This window comes from Streptomyces sp. NPDC002776, assembly GCF_053592195.1.
On sequence record NZ_JBSFVG010000006.1, the window covers coordinates 354,451 to 377,509 of the forward strand.

Consider the following 23,059-nt stretch of genomic DNA (forward strand, 5'->3'; position numbering starts at 1 on the left):
CATGTCTCGTACACGGACCGCTAGCGTGCCCCGCATGACGACTGCCGACTCAGGAGCACACCCCCGGTTCGCCGCCGCCCTGGAGGAACTGGGGCTCGGTGCCGTGCAGGAACGGATCCGGCGCTTTCCGGAGGCCACCCGGACCGCCGCGGAGGCGGCCGCCGCGATCGGGTGCGAGCTCAGCCAGATCTGCAAGTCCCTGATCTTCGCCGCCGACGGGGTGCCGGTGCTGGTCCTGATGGACGGGGCCTCCCGGGTCGACGTGGAGCTGGTGCGCCGGGAACTCGGCGCCGGGAAGGTCACCCGGCCGAAGGCGGACGTCGTCCGGGAGACCACCGGGTACGCCATCGGCGGGGTGCCGCCCTTCGGGCACCGCACGCGTACGCGGGTGCTCGCCGACCGCTCGCTGCTCGACCACGACCTCGTCTGGGCCGCCGCCGGCACGCCGTACACCGTCTTCCCCATGGAACCCAAGACCCTGATCGCCCACGCCGGCGGCACCCTGGTGGACGTGCGCGAGCGCGACGCGTGACGCCGCTGGTCGCGGCCGCCGTCCTGCTCGCCGCGGTCACCCACGCCGGCTGGAACGCCCTCGCCCACCACATCCCCGACAAGCTCGCCGGGTTCGCCCTGATCTCCGGGGGCGGCGTGGTGATCGGGCTCGCGCTGATGCCGTTCACGGCGGTTCCGGCGGCCGGGGCCTGGCCGTATCTGCTCGCCTCCGCGGCGATCCACATCGGCTACTACGCCCTGCTGATGAGGTCCTTCCGGCTCGGCGACTTCGGGCAGGCCTACCCGATCGCCCGCGGCACCGCGCCGCTGGTCGTCACGGTGCTCGCCGCGCTCTTCGCCCACGAGGTACCGGACGGCTGGGCGGCCGCCGGTGTCGTCGTCTCCTGCGCGGGGCTGACCGGGGTCGCCCTGTGGGGGCTGCGCGGACGCCGGCCGGACTGGGCGGCGATCGGCGCGGCCCTCGCGACCGGCCTGACCATCGCGGCGTACACGGTCGTCGACGGCCTGGGCGTGCGGGCCTCGGGCTCCTCCCTCGGCTACATCGCCTGGCTGATGACCGTGCAGGGCGTGGTGATCCCGGCATACGCGCTCCACCGCTGGCGGGGCGGGACAGCCGCGGTCCTGCGGCCGTTCGCCGCGCTCGGCCTGCTCGGCGCCGCCCTGTCCGTGGCGGCCTACGCCCTCGTCCTGTGGGCCCAGACCCGGGCGGACCTGGCACCGATCGCCGCGCTGCGGGAGTCCTCGATCATCGTCGGAGCGGCGATCGGCGCCGTGTTCTTCAAGGAGAGATTCGGAACCCCGCGCATCGTGGCGGCGGGCCTGGTTGTGGTGGGGATCGGACTGATGCTGCGGGCGGGTTAGGCCCGCCCGGCGGGCCGCACGGCCACCGCGTCGATCTCGAAGAGCATGCCGGGCAGGGCGAGGGCGGCGACGCCGGTCAGGGTCTGGGCGGGCAGCCGGTCGCCGAAACGGGCGCCGATCGCCTTGCCGAGCACCTGCAGCTTCCCCGGGTCGTGGTCGACGACGTAGGTGCCGAGGCGTACGACGTGCTCGTAGCCGAGGCCGACGCCCGCCAGTGCCGAGCGCAGCCGGTCCAGGGCGAGTTCGACCTGGGTGGCGAAGTCACCGGGGACGGGGGCGCCGGAGGAGTCGGAGGCGTACTGGCCGGCGATGTGGACGGTCTCGCCGGGGGCGGAGACGGCGTGGCTGTAGCCGAAGGGGGTGGGGTCGTGGAGCGTGGCCGGGTTGGTGATCGTGCGCTCGTCGGACGTCATGATCCACTCAACGTCCCGGAACCGCCCGCCCATTCCGGGTGCGTGCGGTGGTGCGGAAGGTGGCTGGAGGAGCACCCTGGAAGCAACGGTTCCGGAGGTGATCGTCATGATGCGGACCACAGTGGGATGGCACGTCGAGATGGAGTTCAGCGAGGACGACCAGCACACGCGCGCGGCGGCGATGGTGCGTCTGCCCGACGGGTCCGAGGTACGGGCCCAGGGCCACGCGAGCCGCCACCACACCGACGCGAATCAGCCACGGGTCGGTGAGGAGATCGCCGGGGCGCGGGCGCTGAACGAACTCGCCATGCAGCTGCTGACGAAGGCGCACGGGGAGATCGACGCGGCGTCGGGGCGGGCCTCGCACCCGATCCACGTATGAGGTGCGAGGGCTGAGGGTCACGCGCCCCGCGTGAGCGACTCCCGTACCGCTCGCACCAGTGCCTGCGCGCGGGGGTCAGCCGTCACCGTCTTGCGGAAGCCGTTGGTGACATAGCCGAAGGCGATGCCCGAGGCGGGGTCGGCGAAGCCGAGCGAGCCGCCGCGGCCGGGGTGGCCGAAGGAGTCGGGGGACAGGAGCGGGGACGCGCTGCCGTGCAGCATGAACCCGAGGCCGAAGCGGGTGTTGACGACCAGCACCCGGTCCGGGCCGGCCGACTCCTCCGCGCGGGCGAGCCGGGCGGTGGCCTCGTCGAAGAGCCGGACGCCGTCGACCTCGCCGATCAGCGCCGCGTAGACGCGGGCGAGGCCGTCGGCGGTCGCTATGCCGTTGGTGGCGGGCAGCGCGGTCGCCCGGTACGCCGGGTCGTTCTGGTTCGGGAAGGGGGTGATCGCGGCGAAGGCCCGGCGGGTGAGCGAGCCGGGGTCGGCGTACGCCTCGGTCACCGACCGCTTGGGCCGGGCGCGCAGCACCGCACCGGAGGAGGGCTCGGGGCCGTCGACCCGGCCGACCCGTCCTGCCCGCCCCGCGGCTTCCTCCGCGGCGGGCAGCCCCAGCCAGAAGTCGGCGCCCAGCGGCCCGGCGAGGTGCGCCGCGATCCACTCCCCGGCGCCCTGCCCGGTCACCCGGCGCACCAGCTCGTCGAGCAGCCAGCCGTAGGTCAGCGCGTGATAGCCGTGGGCGCTGCCCGGCTCCCACGCCGGGGCCTGCGCGGCGACCGCCTCGGGCCCCTTCGCCGGGTCCAGCGCCTCCGCCGGGCTGAGCGGACGGTCCAGCACCGGCAGCCCGGCCCGGTGGCCCAGCACGTGCCGGACCAGCACCCGCTCCTTGCCCCGCGCCTTGAACTCCGGCCAGTACTCACCCACCGGCGCGTCCAGGTCCAGCAGCCCCCGCTGCCGCAGCAGCAGCGGTACGGCGGCGGCGACGCCCTTGGTCGCCGAGCGCACGACCTGCGCGGTGCCGCGCTGCCAGGGGGCGGTGCCGTCGATGTCCTTGGTGCCGGCCCACAGGTCGGCCACCTTGCGGCCGTCCCGGTACACGGCCACCGCGGCGCCCCGCTCCCCGAGCGCCGCGAAGTTCCGTGCGAACGCCTCCCGGACCGGCTCGAAGCCCTCGGCCACTGTGCCGTTCACGTCCACGCCCGTACTCCTCGTCCCGCCGCCCGGTGCCTGCTTCTCCCCTTCACCCAAGCAGGATCGTCACGCCGATGTTCCCGCGGGTCCCGTCGGAGCAGGGGCGGCCGGGACGGCACGCGGGTCGAAGCCGAAGGGCAGCTCCAGCCGGTGCGCCCGCATCAGGTCCTCGTCCGCGAGCAGTTCCCCGGTCCGGCCGTCCGCGGCGATCACCCCGTCGCTGAGGACCAGCGCGCGCGGGCACAGCTCCAGCGCGTAGGGCAGATCGTGGGTGACCATCAGCACGGTCACGTCCAAGGAGCGCAGGATGTCGGCCAGTTCGCGGCGGGAGGCGGGGTCGAGGTTGGAGGACGGCTCGTCCAGGACCAGGATCTCCGGTTCCATCGCCAGCACCGTCGCCACCGCCACCCGGCGGCGCTGCCCGAAGGACAGATGGTGCGGCGGCCGGTCCTTGAACGCGGCCATGCCGACCTGCTCCAGCGCCCGGTCCACGCGCTCCTCCAGCGCGGCCCCCTTCAGCCCGGCCGCGGCGGGACCGAAGGCCACGTCCTCCCGGACCGTCGGCATGAAGAGCTGGTCGTCGGGGTCCTGGAAGACGATGCCGACCTTGCGCCGGATCTCCGCCATGTGCTCCCGCCCGACCGGCAGCCCCGCGACCTTCACCGTGCCGGTGCCGCCGGTCAGGATGCCGTTGAGGTGCAGCACCAGGGTGGTCTTGCCGGCGCCGTTCGGGCCGAGCAGCGCGACCCGTTCGCCGCGTGCGACGCGGAAGTCGACGCCGAACAGGGCCTGGTGGCCGTCGGGGTAGGCGAAGGCGAGGCCGGAGACCTCCAGAGAAGCTGTCACAGCGTCCATCCCAGCAGACATACGACGAGGGCGGCGAGGGGGAGGGTGAGCGCGTACGTCCACTGCGCCCGGGACGCGGTCACCTCGTCGATGACCGGCATGGCACCGGCGTACCCGCGGCTGATCATGGCCAGGTGCACGCGCTCGCCGCGTTCGTAGGAGCGGATGAACAGGGCGCCCGCCGTCTTCGCGAGCACCCCCCAGTGCCGCACGCCGCGCGCCTCGAACCCGCGCGATTCGCGTGCGATGCGCATGCGCCGCATCTCGTCGGTGATGACATCGCCGTAGCGGATCATGAAGGACGCGATCTGGACCAGCAGGGGCGGGAGCTTCAGGCGCTGCAGGCCGAGCAGCAGCTCGCGCAGCTCGGTGGTGGACGCCAGGAGCACCGACGCGGCGACGCCGAGGGTACCCTTCGCCAGCACGTTCCACGCGCCCCACAGGCCGCTGACGCTCAGCGACACGCCGAGCACCTCGACCCGCTCGCCCTCCGCCACGAACGGCATCAGCACCGCGAACGCGACGAAGGGCACCTCGATCAGCAGCCGCTTGAGCAGGAAACCGGCGGGCACGCGCGCGACGCAGGCGACGCCGGCGAGCAGTACGGCGTACAGGCCGAACGCCCACATCGCCTCCCGCGGGGTGGACACCACGACCACCACGAACGCGATCGTCGCGGCGAGCTTGGTGTGCGGCGGCAGGCCGTGCACGGGGGAGTGCCCGTGCCGGTAAAGCTTGTGGGCGTGCCCGGCGCCCATGTCAGACGCTCGTGCTCACGGGCGAGGCGTCCTCGTGCGCGCGCCGCCTGCGCACCGTCCAGAACACCGCGGTGCCCGCGACGACCGTGACCCCGACGCCGATGACGCCCGCCAGCCCCCCGGACAGGCGGGCGTCATCCACGTCCTTCACGCCGTAGTCCGCCAGCGGCGAATCGGCGTAGGCGTGCTCCTCGGCCTTCTCGTCGATGCCGTTGTCGGCGGCGACCTTCTCCAGACCGTCCGGATCGGCGGAGGCGTAGAAGCTGACGACGCCGGCGAGGACGAGGGAGGTGGCCAGGCCCGAGATCCACAGCGTCCGGCGGGAGGCGCGCGCCGCGACGGGCGCCGCGTCCGCCCCGTCGGCCGCCGGGACGTCGACCAGCTCGCCGTCGACCCGCAGCCGCAGCCGCTGACGCAGGTCACGCGCGCCGTACACGAGGTCGGGGCGTACGGCGATCACCGCGCCCACGGTCAGTGCCGTGATCGCCGCCTCGCCGATGCCGATCAGGAGGTGCACGCCGACCATGGCGCCCGCGACCTTGCCGATGGAGACGTCCGTGGTGCCGCCGATCGCGTACATCAGCGTGAAGGCGAGTGCCGCCGCCGGGACCGAGACCAGGGCGGCGACGAAGGAGGCGACGGTCACCGAGCGGCGGGTGCGCGGCAGCAGCTTCACCAGGGCGCGGAAGACGCCGTACGCCACGACCGTGGTGACCACCGCCATGTTGGTGATGTTCACGCCGAGCGCGGTCAGGCCGCCGTCCGCGAAGAGGATGCCCTGCATCAGCAGCACCACGGACACGCACAGTACGCCCGTGCAGGGGCCGACGAGGATCGCGGCGAGCGCGCCGCCGAGCAGATGGCCGCTGGTGCCCGCGGCGACGGGGAAGTTCAGCATCTGCACCGCGAAGATGAACGCGGCCACCAGGCCGGCCAGCGGCGCGGCGCGCTCTCCCCCCTGCTCGCGCCGCGCGCCGCGCAGGCTCACGGCGACCGCGGCGGCGGCGACCGCTGCGGTCGCGACCGACGTGGGGGCGTCTATGAATCCATCAGGCACATGCACCGTTCGATGATAGTGGCTTGTTGCGAACGTCTTGCAAGAGCGTGTGGAGGTGAACAACCCGCGCGGGGTCTCCGGGCGCAGGGTCTCCGGCCCCCACGGGCGCCCGGCGGAAAATATGCGACATTGGAGAGGAAGCGGATCCACAGCTTTCGCACAGGTCGCTCAGCGTAAGGGGCCGTCCGATGTCCGTAGTCGAGCAGTACGCACGAGCCCACATCGTCACGGACACCGACGTCCGCGTGCAGGAGGACCGGGACGCGGTACCGGTCGTCCTGCGCTACGACCCCGACCGTGACCCCCGCGCGGTGCGGTTCGGACTGCCCGGGGCGCACGAATGGACGTGTGACCGGGCGCTGCTGGAACAGGGGCTGCGCGCCCCGGCCGGCAGCGGCGAGGTGCGGGTGTGGCCGTGCGGCCGGGTGCAGGCGGTGGTGGAGTTCCACTCCGCGCAGGGCGTCTCGGTGGTGCAGTTCGAGACCAAGACCCTGCTGCGCTTCCTGCGCCGCACCTACATCGCGGCCGCCGAGCCCGTACGCGGCTGAGTCAGCCGCCCAGCTTCAGCAGCGCGGCCACGATCGGCCCCGCCGTCTCCCCGCCGTGCCCGGCCGCCTGGACGACGCCCGCGGCGGCGAGGTCGCCCCGGTAGGCGGTGAACCAGCCGTTCGGCTTCTTCTGGCCGTCGACCTCCGCCGAGCCGGTCTTGGCGCCGACGTCACCGCTCACCCCGGCCATCGCCTCGGCCGCCGTGCCATAGGCCGCCGTATAGGCCATCAGGTCGCGCAGCTGGGACAGCGTGCCGGCGGACATCGTGCGCGAGGCCGTGGCGAGCTCGCGGCCGTCCACCTCGGGGGAGACCAGGTAGGGCTGGCGGAAGACGCCCGACTTCACCGTCGCGGACACCGACGCCATGTTCAGCGGGTTCATCCGCACCCCGCCCTGGCCGATCAGCTCGGCCGCCATCTGCGCCTGCGACTGCACCGGGACGGCACCGTCGAAGGTCGAGACGCCCACGGACCAGTTGTTCAGGCCGAGGCCGAACACCTGCTGGGCCTGCTTGGTGAGGCTGTCGTCGTCCAGCTCGGGCGCCTGGCTGATGAAGGCCGTGTTGCAGGAGCGCGCGAAGCTCGCCTTGAAGGTGCCGCCCTTGATCAGGAACTTGTCGTCGTTCTGGAACTTCCAGCCGCCGTACGTGAAGTACTTCGGGCACGGATGCGCCTTGTCCGCCGAGGCCAGGCCCTTCTCGATGAGCAGCGAGGAGGTGATGACCTTCATGGTGGAGCCCGGCGCCAGGGAGCCCTGGAAGGCGGTGTTGAAGCCCTTGGAGGCGTTCGCGGCGGCCAGGATCTCGCCGGTGGAGGGGCGCAGCACGACCACCGAGGAGCGCGCCCTCTCGGCGACCTGCTTCTCGGCGGCGGCCTGGAGGGCCGGGTCCAGCGTCGTCTTCACGGTGCCCGGCGTGCCCTTGCTGAGCTCCAGCAGGGTCTTCTCCGCCGCCTCGGACTTCTTGGCGCGGACCACGCGCAGCTCGATGCCCGCCTTGCCGCCCGCCGTCTTGCCGTACTTCTCGCGCAGCGAGTCCAGGACGGGGCCCAGCGAGGGGTACTTCGCGGTCGTCAGTTCGCCGCCCTCCCGGTCGAGCGCCTTGACCGGCGGGGTGCCGGACTCGCCGGTGACCAGGGTGTCGCCGTCCTTGAGGCCGGGATGGACGACGGACGGCCGCCACGCGACGACCGGTTCGCCGTCGGTCTGCCGCCGTACGACGGTCAGCGCGCTGTCGTAGGCCAGCGGCTTGCTGAGCTTGCCGTGGGTCACCGTGCCCTTGACGGAGAAGGGGACCTCGGCGCCGGTGGGGGTGCCCGCGGTGAGCGTGACGTCCCGGACCCGGGCGTCCTCGGTGAAGCCGGTGAGCAGCTTGCGGGCCGCCGCCGCGTCGTCCGTGGCCGCGGCCGCCCCGGCGACGCTGCCCTGCTGCCAGGCGGTGAGGAAGGCGCGGGAGGCGGTGGTGACCTCCTTGGCGGACAGCGGGCCCGTCTTCACCCTCTTCTCGCCCGCGGAGGTGCTGCGCCCGCGGTCCTCGGCCGCCGAGGAGCCGCCGTACAGCGCATAGCCGGCCACGGCCGCGCCGACGGCGACCACGGCGATGGCCCCGCCGGCCAGCACCGCGGGACTCGTCTTCCGTCGCTCGGCGACGCGCCTTCTCTTGCCCACTGTCTTCCGATCCTCCGCGAGATCCCGAGGTCCCCGTCAGCCCAACGACGGGACCACCCTAGAGTCCCGGAACCCGGCGGGTGACGTCAGCCACCCGCCGCCAGCACCGCCTTCACGATCGGGCCCGCCGCCTCGCCGCCGCGTCCGCCGGACACGCTCATCGCCGCCGCGGCGATGTCATTGCGGAAGCCGGTGAACCAGCTGTTGGCGGTCTGTCCGTCCACCTCGGCGGAACCGGTCTTGGCGCCGATGTCGCCACCGAGCCCGGCCATCACGTCCCGGGCGGTGCCCTGGGTCGCGGTGAGCCGCATCATCTGCTTGAGCTGGGCGGCGGTGTCCGGCCGCAGGCCCTGGGCGGTGGCCAGGGGCCGGTCGTCCAGGTCGGGGGAGACGAGGTACGGCTGCCGGAAGGTTCCGGTGATCGCGGTGGCTGTGACCGACGCCATGTTCAGCGGGCTCATCTGGACCTGGCCCTGGCCGATGGCGTTGGCCGCGCGGTCCGGTCCGGTGGAGGCGGGCACGCTGCCGTCGAAGGAGGAGATGCCGGTCTTCCAGTTGTCCTTGCCGAGCCCGAACCGCTCCTGCGCCTCCGCGGTCAGCGAGGCGTCGGTCAGCGGCTCCTCGTCGACGAGCTTGATGAAGCCGGTGTTGCAGGAGCGCATGAACGTGTCGGCGAGCGTGGCGCTCTCGTTGGCGGCGAGGCCGGGCAGGTTCTTGAAGGTCTGGCTCTGCCAGGTGGCGGTGTCCGGGCAGGGGGCGGGGCCGTTCATCGAGGCGACACCGTTGTCGATCAGCATCGCCGCGGTGACGATCTTCATCGTGGAGCCGGGCGCGACCCGGCCCTCGAAGGCGGCGTTGAAGGCGTCCGCACGGTGGTTCGCCACCGCCAGCACCTCGCCCGTGCTCGGCTTGACGGCCACCACCGACGACTCGGCGTAGCTCTTCACCGCCCGCTCGGCCGCCGCCTGCACGCCCGCGCTCAGCGTGGTGCGCAGCGTGCCCGCCTTGCCCTCGGCGAGCGTGAGCAGCGGGGTGTCGGCGACGTCCTCGGCGGCGTGCCGGATCACCAGCTCGACGCCGGGCGTGCCGCCGGCCTTGTCGCCGTAGCGGTCGCGCAGGGTGTCCAGGACGGGGCCGAGCGAGGGGTACTTCGCCTTCGTCAGCACCTGTCCGTCGCGGTCCACGGCCTCGATGGGCGGGCTCTTCGATTCACCGGTGACGAGGGTGTCGTCCTTCTTCAGCTCCGGGTGGACCACGGCCGGATCCCAGTCGACCAGCGCCTTGCCGGAGGTCTTTCCCCGCACGACCTTCAGCTCGCTCCGGTAGGTGAGCGGCTTGCTCTTCCCGTCGTACGACACCTTCGCGTCGACGGTGAAGGGCACGACCCCGCCGTTCGCCGCACCCGGCGTGATCTTCACGCCGGTGATGTGCGCGGCCTGCGCGTACGCGGTCAGCAGCGGCCGGGCCGCCTGGTCGAAGTTGGTGTACGACGCCGCCTCGGCCGCCTGCCCCTTCTCCCAGGCCGCGAAGAACTTCCCGGCCGTCTCCTCGACCTCGTCCCCGCTCGGCGGCCCGGTCCGCGCGACCGCGGGCCCGCTACCGTCGCCGTCCAGCGCCGACACCACGTTGTAGGCGCCGTATCCGGCGCCCCCCACCATCACCGCGAACACTCCCCCGATGACGGCGGCCTTCACCCCCTTGCCCATTGGGCTGTCCCTCCCCGTTTCCCCAGTGGTCTTCGCACTGTAAAGGCAGGGTGTGACAGCGGGGGCGGGTGTTCCCGGATTGTTGCTATACCCAGGTATCCAGCCACATGCGGGAACGCCAGTCGTCGATGGGGATGGCGGTGCCGGTGAAGATCGGCCAGAAATAGATGAAGTTCCAGGCGATCAGCAGCACCAGCACGCCCGCGCCGGTCGCCCCCGCCACCCGGCGGGTCTCGCTCGACTTCGGCGGTCCGACGATCGCGCCGAGCAGCATCGCGACGGCCAGGCACAGGAAGGGCAGGAACACCACGGCGTAGAAGAAGAAGATCGTCCGCTCCTGGTACATGAACCAGGGCAGATAACCGGCCGCGATGCCACAGGCGATGGCGCCAGCCCGCCAGTCGCGGCGGAAGAACCAGCGCCACAGCACGTACAGCACCGCGAACGCGGCCACCCACCACAGCAGCGGCGTGCCGATCGCCAGCACCTCGCGCGCGCATTTCTCGCCCGCGTCGACCGGGCAGCCGTCCTTGCCGGGCGCGGGGGACTCGTAGAAGTACGAGACCGGGCGGCCGGTGACGAGCCAGCTCCACGGGTTGGACTCGTACGTGTGCGGCGAGGACAGGCCGACATGGAAGTCGTACACCTGGGACTCGTAGTGCCACAGGCTGCGCCACCAGTCCGGGAAGAGCCACGACCAGTCGCTGTTCTTGCCGTCGGTGGCGGCCCAGTTGCGGTAGTAGCCGCCGGAGCCGTCGGCGGGGGAGAGGATCCAGCCGGTCCAGGACACGATGTACGTGAGGACCGCGACCGGCACGGTGGCCAGGAACGCGAAGCCCAGGTCATGCTTGAGCACCGCCGCATGCGGGCGGCGGGCGCCCGCCACCTTGCGGGAACCGACGTCCCACAGGACCGTCAGCAGGCCGAACGCGGCCAGGATGTACAGGCCGTTCCACTTGGTGCCGATGGCCAGGCCCAGCATCAGGCCGGCCGTCCAGCGCCAGGGGCGCCATCCCAGGCGCAGGGTCTCGGCGAGGTGCGCGTCCGGGCGGACCCGGCCGTCGGCGTCCGCGGGCAGGGCGGCGGCGAGTTTCTCGCGCGCCTTGTCGCGGTCGATGACCAGACAGCCGAACGCGGCCAGCACGAAGAACATCAGCACGCCGTCGAGCAGCGCGGTGCGGCTCATCACGAAGTGCAGTCCGTCCACCGCCATCAGGGCGCCCGCGAGGCAGCCCAGGAAGGTGGAGCGGAAGATCCGGCGGCCGATGCGGCACAGCATCAGCACGGACAGCGTGCCGAGCAGCGCGGTCATGAACCGCCAGCCGAACGGGTCGAACCCGAACATCAGCTCGCCGAGCCCGATGACGTACTTGCCGACCGGCGGGTGCACGACGTACGCCGCGTCCGACGGGAGCTGGACCTTGTCGCCCATGGACAGGACCAGGTCGTTGGCGTTCTTGTCCCAGTTGACCTCGAAGCCGCGGTGGACGAGCGTCCAGGCGTCCTTGGCGTAGTACGTCTCGTCGAATATCACCGCCTTCGGGCTGCCCAGGTTCCAGAACCGCAGCACGCCGGCGAACAGCGTGATCAGCAGCGGACCGCCCCAGCCCGACCAGCGCACCAGCCGGTCGGCGAGCGTCGGCGGCAGCCCGAGCACCGCCCACAGCCGCGGACTGGGCTGCACGTACGGCGGCACCAGGCGGTCGCGGACGTCGGCTCTGGCCCCCGCCGAGTATCCGAATCGGCGCAGCCGCTGCTGCCACGAGGGCCGCTGGTCGTGCGGCGCCTGGCCCTGCCGGGTGTCCGTGGAGTCCATGGACGACGCTGTACTGGTCACCGCGCCATCGTAGGGAACCCTTCTGTGGGAGTCCCGCGCATGGCGCCTGCGAGGATGGAAACGTGACAGGAACCCTTGTTTTGGCAGGCACCCCGATCGGCGACATCACCGACGCCCCGCCCCGGCTCGCCGCGGAACTCGCCGGCGCCGACGTCGTCGCGGCCGAGGACACCCGGCGGCTGCGCCGGCTGACCCAGGCGCTCGGCGTCACGCCCAAGGGGCGGGTCCTGTCCTACTTCGAGGGCAACGAGTCCGCCCGGACCCCCGAACTCGTCGACGAACTGCTGGGCGGCGCGCGGGTGCTGCTCGTCACCGACGCGGGGATGCCGTCGGTGTCCGACCCCGGGTACCGGCTGGTCGCCGCGGCGGTCGAGCGGGACATCAAGGTCACCGCCGTGCCCGGGCCGTCCGCCGTGCTCACCGCGCTCGCGCTGTCCGGGCTGCCCGTGGACCGGTTCTGCTTCGAGGGGTTCCTGCCGCGCAAGGCGGGCGAGCGGTTCTCGCGGCTGCGGGAGGTCGCCGAGGAGCGGCGCACGCTCGTCTACTTCGAGGCCCCGCACCGCCTCGACGACACCCTCGCCGCGATGGCGTCCGTCTTCGGCGAGGAGCGGCGGGCCGCGGTGTGCCGGGAGCTGACCAAGACCTACGAGGAGGTCAAGCGCGGCCCGCTGGCGGAGCTGGCCGCATGGGCGGCCGAGGGCGTGCGTGGCGAGATCACCGTGGTCGTGGAGGGCGCGCCGGAGAAGGGACCCGAGGAGATCGGCCCCGAGGAACTGGTGCGCCGGGTGCGGGTGCGCGAGGAGGCGGGCGAACGGCGCAAGGAGGCCATCGCGGCGGTGGCGGCGGAGGCGGGCCTGCCCAAGCGGGTCGTCTTCGACGCGGTGGTGGCGGCCAAGAGCCGCTGACGGGGGCGGGGGGCTGGGCTTGCTGGCGGGGTGAGGGCGGTCTGGGTTCGCTGGCGGGGTGGTGACGGTCTGGAGTCGCTGGCGGGGTGATGACGGGCCTGCAGCCGCTGGCGGGGTGGTGGCGGGCCTGGAGCCGCTGGCGGGGTGGGGGCGGTCTGGAACCGCTGACGTGGTGGGGGGGGTCTGGGCTTGCTGGTGGGGGTGGCGGGCCGTGGGATGGGCGGTGGGCGCGGACTCGATTTCGGCCGGTTCGACGCGGAAGCCGCGGATCTTGGCCTGGTCGTCGGCCGGCCGAGGTCAAGAGCCGCTGGCGAGGTGGTGGCGGTCTGGAGTCGCTGACGGGGTGATGACGGGCCTAGCCGCTGATGCGGTGGTGGCGGCCGAGAGCCGCTGACGTGGTGGTGGCCGAGAGTCGCCGGTGCCCCCTTTCGTAGGATCGGGGCATGCCTTCCTCCAGCGACAAGAACGCGGCGCCGCCGCTCCCGGAACCGCTCCGGGTGCCGGTCGCCGACTCCCACACCCACCTCGACATGCAGTCCGGCACCGTGGAGGAAGGGCTCGCCAAGGCCGCGTCGGTCGGGGTGACGACGGTCGTGCAGGTCGGCTGCGACGTACGCGGCTCGCAGTGGGCCGCGGACACGGCGGCCGCGTTCCCGGAGGTGCACGCGGCGGTCGCCCTGCACCCCAACGAGGCGCCGCGCATCGTCCACGGCGACCCCGACGGCTGGTCCCGGCAGGGGGCCCGCGAACCGGGCGGCGACGCCGGGCTCGACGCGGCGCTCGCCGAGATCGACCGGCTGGCCGCGCTGGAGCACGTGAAGGCCGTCGGCGAGACGGGCCTCGACCACTTCCGCACCGGTGACGAGGGCAAGGAGGCGCAGGAGCGCTCCTTCCGCGCCCACATCGAGATGGCCAAGCGGCACGGCAAGGCGCTGGTCATCCACGACCGCGACGCGCACGCGGACGTCCTGCGGGTGCTGAAGGAGGAGGGCGCGCCGGAGCGGACCGTCTTCCACTGCTACTCCGGTGACGCCGAGATGGCGGAGATCTGCGCCGCGGCCGGATACTTCATGTCCTTCGCCGGCAACGTCACCTTCAAAAACGCCCAGAACCTGCGGGACGCGGTGGCCGTGGCCCCGCTGGAGCTGCTGCTGGTGGAGACCGACGCCCCCTTCCTGACGCCGGCGCCCTACCGCGGACGGCCCAACGCCCCCTATCTCATTCCGGTCACGGTGCGCGCGATGGCCGCGGTGCGCGGGATCGACGAGGACGCGCTGGCGACGGCCCTCGGCGCCAACACCGCCCGCGCCTTCGGCTACTGACACCCCTACCGGCTCGCGACGGTGTGTAGTCGCGTCGCTTTGGAGAGTGACACTCGCTCCGCTAGGTTCTGGGGGCCCGATCGGGACCCCTCTGGCCCACTGGAGCGTGGCGACGTGAGCAGCAGGTCGCAGTACGAGACGTACCCGCCGCAGGCGTACGGCGGATTCGACGCGCCCCCCGGTGATCTGCACAGCGCGGAGACGCTGGCGTACGGGGTGGCCGGACCGTACGAGCCGTGGGTGCCCGAAGAGGAGGCGCTCGCGCCGGTGGTGCGAGCCGCTCCGGTACGGCGGGGCACGCGTCGGCGCAAGGGCCGCTACCAGGGGAGTGCGGACGGCTCCGTGCGCCGGCTGCTGCCGCAGGCGCTGGTGGTCGCGTTCCTGGCGGGCGGCACCACCGCCTTCGTCGCCAAGGACAAGGCGATCGAGCTGAACGTCGACGGCCGCCCGCGCACCCTGCACACCTTCGCCGACGACGTCACCGAACTGCTCGCCCAGGAGGGGGTGGAGGTCGGGGCGCACGACGTGGTCGCCCCCGCCCCCGGGACGGAACTCAGCAGCGGCGACGAGGTCGCGGTGCGCTACGGGCGCCCCGTGCGGCTCACGGTCGACGGACAGCGGCGCGAGGTGTGGACGACGGCACGCACCGTCGAGGAGGCGCTCGGGCAGTGGGGGGTGCGGGCGGAGGGGGCCTATCTGTCCGCCGCGCGCTCCACGCGGATCGGCCGGGCGGGGCTCGCGCTCGACGTGCGCACCGAGCGCTCCGTGACGATCATGGCGGACGGCCGGGCCCGTACCGTACGCACCAACGCGGCGACCGTCCGGGAGGTCGTCGAGGAGGCCGGGATCACCCTGCGCGGACGGGACGCCACCTCCGTGCCGCCCGGGAGCTTCCCGCGCGACGGGCAGACGGTGACCGTGCTGCGGATCACCGGCACGAAAGAGGTCCGCGAGGAGGAGATCCCCTTCGACGTCAGGCGCAGCGAGGACCCCTCGCTGTTCCGGGGCACCGAGGTCGTCGAGCGCGCCGGGCAGCCCGGGCTGCGCCGGGTCACGTACTCCCTGGTCACCGTCAACGGCGTCCGGCAGAAGCCGCGGCGCCTCGGCAGCGAGGTGGTGCGCGAGCCCCGGACCCAGGTGGTGAAGGTGGGGACGAAGCCCATGCCGACGTCCGTGCGGGGGGCGGACCACCTGAACTGGCAGGGCCTTGCGGCGTGCGAGTCGGGCGGGCGCCCCCAGGCGGTGGATCCGTCGGGGACGTACGGGGGCCTGTACCAGTTCGACACGCAGACCTGGCGGAGCCTCGGCGGCAGCGGACGGCCCCAGGACGCACCGGCCGCGGAGCAGACCCTGCGCGCGAAGAAGCTGTACGTCCAGCGCGGGGCGAGCCCCTGGCCGCACTGCGGGGCGCGGCTGCAGGGGTGAGGGCGCCCGCTTCCCGGCCCGTACCCTTGTCCCGTGAGCAGCAGCCCCACCCCCGACGCCCTTCTGGGCCCCGCCGACATCCGTGAACTCGCGGACGTGCTCGGCGTGCGGCCCACCAAGCAGCGTGGTCAGAACTTCGTGATCGACGCGAACACCGTGCGCCGCATCGTCCGCACCGCGGACGTGCGGCCCGACGACGTGGTCGTGGAGGTCGGGCCCGGGCTCGGTTCGCTCACGCTCGCGCTGCTTGAGGTGGCCGACCGGGTCACCGCCGTGGAGATCGACGACGTCCTCGCGGGCGCGCTGCCCGCCACCGTCGCCGCCCGGATGCCCGACCGCGCCGACCGGTTCGCGCTGGTCCACTCCGACGCGATGCACGTCACCGGGCTGCCGGGCCCCGCCCCGACCGCGCTGGTGGCGAACCTGCCGTACAACGTCGCCGTACCCGTGCTGCTGCACATGCTCGACACCTTCCCGAGCATCGAGCGCACCCTCGTGATGGTGCAGGCGGAGGTCGCCGACCGGCTCGCCGCGGCGCCCGGCTCGAAGGTGTACGGCGTGCCCTCCGTGAAGGCGAACTGGTACGCCGAGGTCAAGCGGGCCGGAGCGATCGGCCGCAAGGTCTTCTGGCCGGCCCCGAACGTGGACAGCGGGCTGGTGTCGCTCGTCCGCCGCGGTGAGCCCGTGAAGACCACCGCCTCCAAGAAGGAGGTGTTCGCCGTCGTCGACGCCGCCTTCGCGCAGCGGCGCAAGACGCTCAGGGCCGCGCTCGCGGGCTGGGCCGGGTCCGCGCCGGCCGCCGAGGCGGCGCTCGTCGCGGCGGGCGTCTCCCCGCAGGCGCGCGGAGAGGCCCTGACGGTCGAGGAGTTCGCGCGGATCGCCGAGCACAAGGAGTCCGGTCCCCAGTGAGCGTCACCGTCCGCGTCCCCGCCAAGGTCAACGTCCAGCTCGCGGTGGGGGCCGCCCGCCCCGACGGCTTCCACGACCTCGCCAACGTCTTCCTCGCGGTCGGCCTGTACGACGAGGTCACCGTCACCGCGTCGGCGGGCGGCCCGCGCGTCACCTGCACGGGGCCCGACGCCGTCCAGGTCCCCCTGGACGGTACGAACCTCGCCGTGCGGGCCGCCGAGGCGCTCGCCGCGCGCTACGGCATCAGCCCCGACGTGCGGCTGCACATCGCCAAGGACATCCCCGTCGCCGGCGGCATGGCGGGTGGCAGCGCGGACGGCGCGGGCGCCCTGCTCGCCTGCGACGCGCTGTGGGGCACGGGCGCCTCCCGGGACGAACTCCTCGACATCTGCGCCGAGTTGGGCAGCGATGTGCCGTTCAGCCTGGTCGGCGGGGCCGCACTCGGCACCGGACGGGGCGAGAAGCTGCGCGCGCTGGAGACCGGCGGCACCTTCCACTGGGTGTTCGCCATGGCCTCGCGCGGGCTGTCGACGCCGGCCGTCTTCCGTGAGTTCGACCGGCTCGCCGAGGGGCGGGACATCCCCGCGCCGGTCGCCTCCGAGGACCTCCTCGGCGCGCTCGCCGAGGGCGACCCCGACGCGCTCGCCGCGGCCGTCTCCAACGACCTCCAGCCCGCCGCGCTCTCCCTCTTCCCCGAGCTGGCCGGCACCCTCGCCGCGGGCCGCACGGCCGGGGCGCTGGCCGCGCTGGTCTCCGGCTCGGGCCCCACGACGGCCTTCCTCGCGCGGGATCCGGAGGCGGCGCTGAAGGTGGCCGAGTCGCTGCGCTCGTCCGGTACCTGCCGGGCGGTACGGGTGGCCACGGGCCCGGCGCCGGGCGCCACCGTGGTCTCCGCGTAGGGGCGTCGCCGGACACCGGGTCCGCGGGCCCGGCGCGACGACTACCCTGGAGGGTCGATCGATCCCCCTGGGCAGGAGAGTAATGGCCGTCAATCTGGTCAATGTCGAGAACGTCAGCAAGGTGTACGGCACCCGTGCCCTGCTCGACGGCGTCTCCCTCGGCGTGTCCGAAGGGGACCGGATCGGGGTGGTCGGCCGCAACGGCGACGGCAAGACGACCCTGATCCGGATGCTGGCCAAGCTGGAGGAGGCCGACACCGGCCGCGTCACGCACTCCGGCGGGCTGCGCCTCGGCGTGCTCACCCAGCACGACTCCCTCGACCCGGCCGCCACCGTGCGGCACGAGGTCATCCGGGACCTGGCGGACCACGAGTGGGCGGGCAACGCCAAGATCAGGGACGTGCTCACCGGCCTCTTCGGCGGCCTCGACCTGCCCGGGTTCCCGCAGGGCCTGGACACCGTGATCGGGCCGCTCTCCGGTGGCGAGCGCCGCCGTATCGCGCTCGCCAAGCTGCTCATCGACGAACAGGACCTGATCGTCCTCGACGAGCCGACCAACCACCTCGACGTCGAGGGCATCTCCTGGCTCGCCCAGCACCTGCGCGAGCGCCGGTCCGCGCTGGTGTGCGTGACCCACGACCGCTGGTTCCTGGACCAGGTGTGCACGCGCATGTGGGACGTGCAGAAGGGCGACGTCTTCGAGTACGAGGGCGGCTACTCCGACTACGTCTTCGCGCGGGCCGAGCGGGAGCGCATCGCCGCCACCGAGGAGACCAAGCGGCAGAACCTGGTCCGCAAGGAGCTGGCCTGGCTGCGACGCGGCGCCCCCGCGCGCACGTCCAAGCCGCGCTTCCGGGTGGAGGCCGCCAACGAGCTCATCAAGGACGTGCCGCCGCCCCGGGACACCAGTGAGCTGATGAAGTTCGCCTCCTCGCGGCTCGGCAAGACCGTCTTCGACCTGGAGGACGTGACCGTCCAGGCCGGTCCCAAGGTGCTGCTCAAGCACCTCACCTGGCAGCTCGGCCCGGGTGACCGGATCGGTCTCGTCGGCGTCAACGGCGCCGGGAAGACCTCGCTGCTGCGCGCGATGGCGGAGGCGGCCCGCACCGAGGGGGAGGCGCAGCCCGCGGGCGGCCGGATCTCCGTGGGCCGGACCGTCAAGCTCGCCTACCTCTCCCAGGAGGTCGCCGAACTCGCCCCGACCCTGCGGGTGCTGGAGGCCGTGCAGCAGGTGCGGGAGCGGGTCGACCTCGGCAAGGGGCGCGAGATGACGGCCGGGCAGCTGTGCGAGACGTTCGGCTTCAACAAGGAGAAGCAGTGGACGCCGGTCGGCGACCTGTCCGGCGGTGAGCGGCGCCGGCTGCAGCTGCTGCGGCTGCTGATGGACGAGCCGAACGTCCTCTTCCTCGACGAGCCCACCAACGACCTCGACATCGAGACCCTGACCCAGCTGGAGGACGTCCTCGACGGCTGGCCCGGCTCGATGATCGTCATCTCCCACGACCGGTTCTTCGTCGAGCGCACCACCGACCGGGTCTTCGCCCTGCTCGGTGACGCCACCCTGCGGATGCTGCCGCGCGGCATCGACGAGTACATCGAGCGGCGCCGGCGGATGGAGGAGGCGGCCGCCGCCGCGGCGCCCGTCGTCGAGAAGGCCGCCCCCGACCGGAGCGCCGCCGACCAGCGCGCCGCCAAGAAGGAGTTGCAGAAGATCGAGCGCCAGCTCGACAAGGTCACCGAGAAGGAGACCAAGCTGCACGCCCAAATGGCCGAGAACTCCACCAACTTCGCGAAAGTGGCGGAACTCGACGCCGAGCTGCGGGACTTGGCCGGACAGCGCGAGGAGCTGGAGCTGCGCTGGCTGGAGCTGGCGGAGGACGCGTAAGCGGCGTGAAGGGCGCGTGAAGGCGCGTAACGGCGGTATCACGAGCCGGTCGTCCCTTGGGAACAGGCGTTCACCGGCCCGGTGGGTTGTCGGTGCCGAGTGATAGAAAGAGGCGGTCTGAGAACCGTCTGAATACAACGGGTGTGGCGGAAACGCAGCGCCACAGAGCGCGGCGCCACATCGGTCACAAGGGGGAAACCGCTGATGAGCCAGCCGCCCAACCAGCCGCCGCACGGCGGTTTCGGCGCGCCGCAGGACCCGCCGCCGCAGGGCGGCTTCGGCGCGCCGGGGACCCCGCCGCCACCCCAGGGCCCGCCTCAGACGCCCCCGCCCCCGCAGGGCCCGCCGCCCGCCGGGCCCCAGCCCGGTTACGGCTACCCGCAGGCACCCCAGCAGCCCGGCCCGTACGCCCAGCCGGGCCCGTACGCCCAGCAGCCGGGCCCCTACGGGCAGCCGGGTCCCTACGGCCAGCCGCAGCAGCCGGGCGCCTACGGCCAGCAGCCCGGGTACGGCTACCCGCAGCAGCCCCAGTACCCCGGCGCGCCCACCCCGCCCGGCGGCTCCCGCAACCCCTTCAAGGGCAAGCCCGCGCTCGTCATCGGTGCCGCGGTGGTGGCGCTGCTCGTCGTCGGCGGCACCGTGTTCGCGGTGGCCGGCGGTGACGACGACGGCGGCAAGAAGAAGAAGCCGGTCGCGCAGCGGAGCGACGACCCCAAGGCCTCCGACGACCCGGTCAACCCCGGGGACGGCAGCGGCGACGGCGGCGAGGACCCGGAGAACCTCAACGAGGGCCGCAAGGCCGGTGAGGCGAAGGTGCTCTGGTACAAGGAGGCGCCGGACGCGCCCGGTTCCGGTGCCGACGCCCCCGGCCTGTGGATCACCGACAAGACGGCGGTGAAGGCCGCGTACAAGCAGGTCTTCGCCTACAGCGTCGGCGACGGCGTCCCGGCCTGGGACCCGATCACCTTCCCGCAGAAGATCTGCGCGGTCACCCCGGAGAAGACGGCCGACGACAAGGTCGTCATCGCGTACATGAGCGGCGCCAGCGACCGCGCCGAGTGCAACCAGCTCCAGGAACTCGACCTGAACACCGGCGAGAAGGGCTGGCAGGGCGAGGTCGCCGACGGCGAACTCTTCGACAGCACCCTCCAGATCGAGATGTCCATCACCGGCAACACGCTGATGGTGGGCCGCTCGCAGTCCGGCACGGCGTACGACGTCACCACCGGCAAGAAGCTCTGGGACAAGAAGAAGTACGGCGACGCCTGCTTCCCGGCCGCCTTCGCGGGCGGCGAGAAGCTGATCGCCGTCTCGTCCTGCGGCGCGGGCGGCGACAACGAGCACGACGAGGTCCAGGAGCTCGACCCGAAGACCGGCAAGGCCAAGTGGACCTGGAAGCCCGACAAGGGCTGGAGGGCCGAGCGGATCTACTCCCTGAACCCGGTCGTCGTCTACAGCACCAACGAGAAGAAGAACGCGTGGAACATCTCCACGCTGGGCTCCGGCGGCTCCATCAAGTCCCAGGTCGACGTCGACGACAGCTTCTCCCCCGAGTGCGGCTGGGCCGTCCTCCAGCGTGACCTGCGCGGCTGCCAGGGCGTGGCCGCCGACGCCTCGACGCTGTACCTGCCCACCGAGGCCACCACCGGCGCCAACGAGATCGTCGCGATCAGCCTCGCCAGCGGCAAGGAGAAGTGGCGCGTGAAGTCACCGGCGGAGGAGTCGATGCTGCCGCTGAAGGTCGAGGGCGGCAAGCTCATCGCCTACGTCAAGCCGTCCTGGGAGTCGGGCGGCCAGGTCGTGTCGATCCCGGTCACGGGCAGCAGCCACAAGCCGGTGAAGCTGCTGCAGAACCCGGCGGGCACGGCCGACATCGAGGACAGCTTCTACTCCGGGACCTACGACTGGATCGACGGCCGCTTCTATCTGTCGACCACGCGCCTGTCCGGCAGCGACGAGACGGAGGAGAAGCTGATGCTCGCCTTCGGCAAGTGAGCCGCTCCCGCGTCCCGTTCCCAGTCGTCCCCCTTCCCGAGGTAGCCACACCATGACCCAGCCCCCGCCTCCGCCGCCCAACCAGCCCCCGTCGGGCGGCGGTTTCGGCCCGCCCGAGGACCAGCCGCCGCAGCAGCCCGGCTTCGGCGCGCCGCAGCAGCCCCAACAGCCCGCCCAGCAGCCCGGCTTCGGCGCCCCCCAGGCACCGCAGCAGCCGCCGCCGACGCCCCCGCAGGGCTACGGCTATCCCCAGCAGCCCGCGGGCTACGGCTACCCCGGCCAGCCCGCCACCCCGGCGTACGGCCAGCAGCCGGCGTACGGCCAGCCGCCGACCCCGCCCTACGGCCAGCAGCCCGGCTACGGCTATCCCGGTCAGCCGACCATGCCGATGCATCCGCAGCCGGGACAGCCGGGCGGCGGACGGAAGATCAACGCGCAGATGGCCATCATCGTGGCCGCAGTCGTGGCGATCGCCCTGATCATCGGCGGCGGCGTCTGGTACGCCTCGTCCTCCGGCGAGGACGGCGGCAAGGACGACACCGCGAGCTCCAGCGGCGGCACCGGCGGTGGCGGTGACAAGGGCGGCGACACCGGCGGCACGGGCGGCACCGCGGCCGGCAAGGCGACGGAGAAGGTGCCCGCCGACCCCAACTCCAAGGTGCTCTTCCAGGTCCCGGCCCCCGAGGTGAAGGACGACCGGACCATCCCCACGGTCGGCTCCTGGCTCACCGACACGGTGTACGCCAAGAGCGGCGTCGCCGAGGTCGTCGGCTACGACCCCGACAAGGGCACGAAGCTGTGGACGATCGAGCTCCCCGGCCCCGTCTGCCAGGGCAGCAACCACGCCACCGAGGACAACAAGACGGCGATCACCTACCAGCCGAAGATGCCCACCAAGGCCGACCCGTCCCACGGCTGCAGCCAGGTCTCGGCGATCGACCTCGACGCGGGCAAGAAGCTGTGGACCAAGACGGTCGAGAGCGGCACCCAGCCGATCAGCTTCGACAACGTCACGGTCAGCGCGAGCACCGTCGCCGCCGGCAGCACCAGCGGCGGCGCCGCCTTCGACATCGCCACCGGCGACCAGCTCTGGGCACCCAAGGCGACCGACACCTGCTACGACGCCGGTTACGCGGGCGGCCCCAAGCTGGTGGCGGTGCGCAAGTGCGGTCAGTACGGCGACCGTGAGCTGAGCATCCAGAACATCGACCCGAAGTCCGGGAAGGTGATCTCGGAGTACAAGATGGACACGGGCATCGAGTACGCCAGCGTCGTCTCCACCGAGCCGCTGGTGGTGGCCGCCGACGTGGGCGACGCGGCCGGGGACGGCAGCGGTATCTCGGACTTCTTCTCCATCGACAACAAGACCGGCAAGCTGCGCACCCGCATCTCCGCGCCGGGCGAGCAGTACAACGCCAGCTGCGACGGCATCACCAAGGTCGAGGAGTGCCGTCAGCTCGCCGTGGGCAACGACCGGCTCTACCTGCCGACCGAGAAGCGCGACGGCACCGCCGAGTACAGCGACACCAACGAGATCGTCTCCTTCGACCTGGCCACCGGCAAGCCGACCGGCCAGCGGGCCGACGCCGGGGACAACTACGAGCTCGTGCCGCTGCGCATGGACGGCCCGAACCTGATCGCGTACAAGCGCGGCCCGTACGACAAGGGCGGCCAGGTCGTGTCCCTCGACGGCGGCTCCTTCAAGGAGACGAAGCTGATGGAGAACCCGGCCACGGAATCGGTGATGGACGTGGAGCGCAGCATGCTGCCCGACTACGCCGAGATCCTGTACGGCCAGGGCCGGCTGTTCATGTCGGACGTCTTCGCCAGCGAGCTCGGCAGCACCGGCGAGGAGGAGTACCTGGTGATCGGCTTCGGCGCGAAGTAGCCGATCGAACGCCTGTGGCACGGCCCCGTCCCTGTTCAGGGGCGGGGCCGTGCA

20 protein-coding genes are annotated in these 23,059 nt (G+C 72.6%); 12 read left to right on the plus strand and 8 right to left on the minus strand.

Annotated features, from left to right (window positions below; genetic code table 11):
• Position 1: 1 nt before the first annotated feature.
• Together ACWD11_RS15820 and ACWD11_RS15825 are read left to right on the plus strand one after the other, a co-directional pair.
• Positions 2–532 carry a YbaK/EbsC family protein gene (locus tag ACWD11_RS15820; RefSeq protein WP_389418285.1) on the plus strand — a complete coding sequence of 177 codons (531 nt, stop codon included), beginning with the start codon at positions 2–4 and terminating at the stop codon, positions 530–532.
• A complete protein-coding gene (locus tag ACWD11_RS15825) occupies positions 529–1,374 on the plus strand; it encodes an EamA family transporter (protein WP_451283494.1) in 846 nt (281 codons plus the stop codon). Before ACWD11_RS15820 ends, ACWD11_RS15825 begins: the two co-directional genes overlap by 4 nt.
• Here ACWD11_RS15825 and ACWD11_RS15830 read toward each other — a convergent pair.
• Positions 1,371–1,787, minus strand: a complete 417-nt coding sequence (locus ACWD11_RS15830) for a RidA family protein (protein WP_451283496.1) — start codon at positions 1,785–1,787, stop codon at positions 1,371–1,373. The two genes, ACWD11_RS15825 and ACWD11_RS15830, sit on opposite strands and share 4 nt — an antisense overlap.
• Positions 1,788–1,893: 106 nt before the next feature.
• Here ACWD11_RS15830 and ACWD11_RS15835 point away from each other — a divergent pair, with 106 nt between their 5' ends.
• Positions 1,894–2,169, plus strand: a complete 276-nt coding sequence (locus ACWD11_RS15835) for a DUF1876 domain-containing protein (RefSeq protein WP_389418288.1) — start codon at positions 1,894–1,896, stop codon at positions 2,167–2,169.
• Positions 2,170–2,186: 17 nt separating this feature from the next.
• Here the strand turns inward: ACWD11_RS15835 and ACWD11_RS15840 are convergent, their stop codons facing one another.
• The 4 genes from ACWD11_RS15840 to ACWD11_RS15855 are packed head-to-tail and all read right to left on the minus strand — an operon-like array spanning position 2,187 to position 6,026.
• A complete protein-coding gene (locus ACWD11_RS15840) occupies positions 2,187–3,365 on the minus strand; it encodes a serine hydrolase domain-containing protein (RefSeq protein WP_451283498.1) in 1,179 nt (392 codons plus the stop codon).
• Between the two features lie 60 nt (positions 3,366–3,425).
• Positions 3,426–4,214, minus strand: a complete 789-nt coding sequence (locus tag ACWD11_RS15845; RefSeq protein WP_389418290.1) for an energy-coupling factor ABC transporter ATP-binding protein — start codon at positions 4,212–4,214, stop codon at positions 3,426–3,428.
• Positions 4,202–4,963, minus strand: coding sequence for a cobalt ECF transporter T component CbiQ (cbiQ, locus tag ACWD11_RS15850; protein ID WP_389418291.1), 762 nt, complete (start codon positions 4,961–4,963; stop codon positions 4,202–4,204). The genes ACWD11_RS15845 and cbiQ overlap by 13 nt, the downstream gene beginning before the upstream one ends.
• Position 4,964: 1 nt before the next feature.
• Positions 4,965–6,026, minus strand: coding sequence for an energy-coupling factor ABC transporter permease (locus tag ACWD11_RS15855; RefSeq protein ID WP_389418292.1), 1,062 nt, complete (start codon positions 6,024–6,026; stop codon positions 4,965–4,967).
• 182 nt (positions 6,027–6,208) lie between these two features.
• Between ACWD11_RS15855 and ACWD11_RS15860 the strand changes: the two genes are divergently transcribed.
• A complete protein-coding gene (locus ACWD11_RS15860) occupies positions 6,209–6,568 on the plus strand; it encodes an SsgA family sporulation/cell division regulator (RefSeq protein ID WP_389418293.1) in 360 nt (119 codons plus the stop codon).
• A 1-nt stretch (position 6,569) separates the two neighbouring features.
• On the opposite strand, the gene ACWD11_RS15865 is transcribed toward ACWD11_RS15860, so the two are convergent.
• The 3 genes from ACWD11_RS15865 to ACWD11_RS15875 form a co-directional block, all read right to left on the minus strand.
• Complete coding sequence (locus ACWD11_RS15865) at positions 6,570–8,234, minus strand: penicillin-binding transpeptidase domain-containing protein (protein WP_389418294.1); 1,665 nt, start codon at positions 8,232–8,234, stop codon at positions 6,570–6,572.
• A gap of 86 nt (positions 8,235–8,320) precedes the next feature.
• Positions 8,321–9,940 (minus strand): penicillin-binding transpeptidase domain-containing protein, encoded by a 1,620-nt coding sequence (locus ACWD11_RS15870; RefSeq protein ID WP_389418295.1) that lies wholly within the window; start codon positions 9,938–9,940, stop codon positions 8,321–8,323.
• An 85-nt stretch (positions 9,941–10,025) separates the two neighbouring features.
• Positions 10,026–11,777, minus strand: a complete 1,752-nt coding sequence (locus ACWD11_RS15875; RefSeq protein WP_451283501.1) for a dolichyl-phosphate-mannose--protein mannosyltransferase — start codon at positions 11,775–11,777, stop codon at positions 10,026–10,028.
• A 62-nt stretch (positions 11,778–11,839) separates the two neighbouring features.
• Here ACWD11_RS15875 and rsmI point away from each other — a divergent pair, with 62 nt between their 5' ends.
• The 8 genes from rsmI (at position 11,840) to ACWD11_RS15915 (ending at position 23,005) form a co-directional block, all read left to right on the plus strand.
• A complete protein-coding gene (rsmI, locus tag ACWD11_RS15880; protein WP_451283503.1) occupies positions 11,840–12,682 on the plus strand; it encodes a 16S rRNA (cytidine(1402)-2'-O)-methyltransferase in 843 nt (280 codons plus the stop codon).
• Between the two features lie 443 nt (positions 12,683–13,125).
• On the plus strand, positions 13,126–14,004 hold the full coding sequence (locus ACWD11_RS15885; RefSeq protein ID WP_451283505.1) for a TatD family hydrolase: 879 nt from the start codon (positions 13,126–13,128) through the stop codon (positions 14,002–14,004).
• A 114-nt stretch (positions 14,005–14,118) separates the two neighbouring features.
• On the plus strand, positions 14,119–15,429 hold the full coding sequence (locus ACWD11_RS15890; RefSeq protein WP_389418300.1) for a ubiquitin-like domain-containing protein: 1,311 nt from the start codon (positions 14,119–14,121) through the stop codon (positions 15,427–15,429).
• 33 nt (positions 15,430–15,462) lie between these two features.
• Entirely contained in the window at positions 15,463–16,338 is an 876-nt protein-coding gene (rsmA, locus tag ACWD11_RS15895) for a 16S rRNA (adenine(1518)-N(6)/adenine(1519)-N(6))-dimethyltransferase RsmA (protein WP_389418301.1), read from the plus strand.
• Positions 16,335–17,237: a 4-(cytidine 5'-diphospho)-2-C-methyl-D-erythritol kinase gene (locus tag ACWD11_RS15900; protein WP_389418302.1), complete on the plus strand. Its 903-nt coding sequence runs from the start codon at positions 16,335–16,337 to the stop codon at positions 17,235–17,237. Before rsmA ends, ACWD11_RS15900 begins: the two co-directional genes overlap by 4 nt.
• Before the next feature lie 82 nt (positions 17,238–17,319).
• On the plus strand, positions 17,320–19,122 hold the full coding sequence (locus ACWD11_RS15905) for an ABC-F family ATP-binding cassette domain-containing protein (RefSeq protein ID WP_389418303.1): 1,803 nt from the start codon (positions 17,320–17,322) through the stop codon (positions 19,120–19,122).
• 204 nt (positions 19,123–19,326) lie between these two features.
• Positions 19,327–21,117 (plus strand): outer membrane protein assembly factor BamB family protein, encoded by a 1,791-nt coding sequence (locus ACWD11_RS15910; RefSeq protein WP_389418304.1) that lies wholly within the window; start codon positions 19,327–19,329, stop codon positions 21,115–21,117.
• Positions 21,118–21,169: 52 nt separating this feature from the next.
• Complete coding sequence (locus tag ACWD11_RS15915) at positions 21,170–23,005, plus strand: outer membrane protein assembly factor BamB family protein (protein ID WP_451283509.1); 1,836 nt, start codon at positions 21,170–21,172, stop codon at positions 23,003–23,005.
• Positions 23,006–23,059 lie beyond the last annotated feature (54 nt).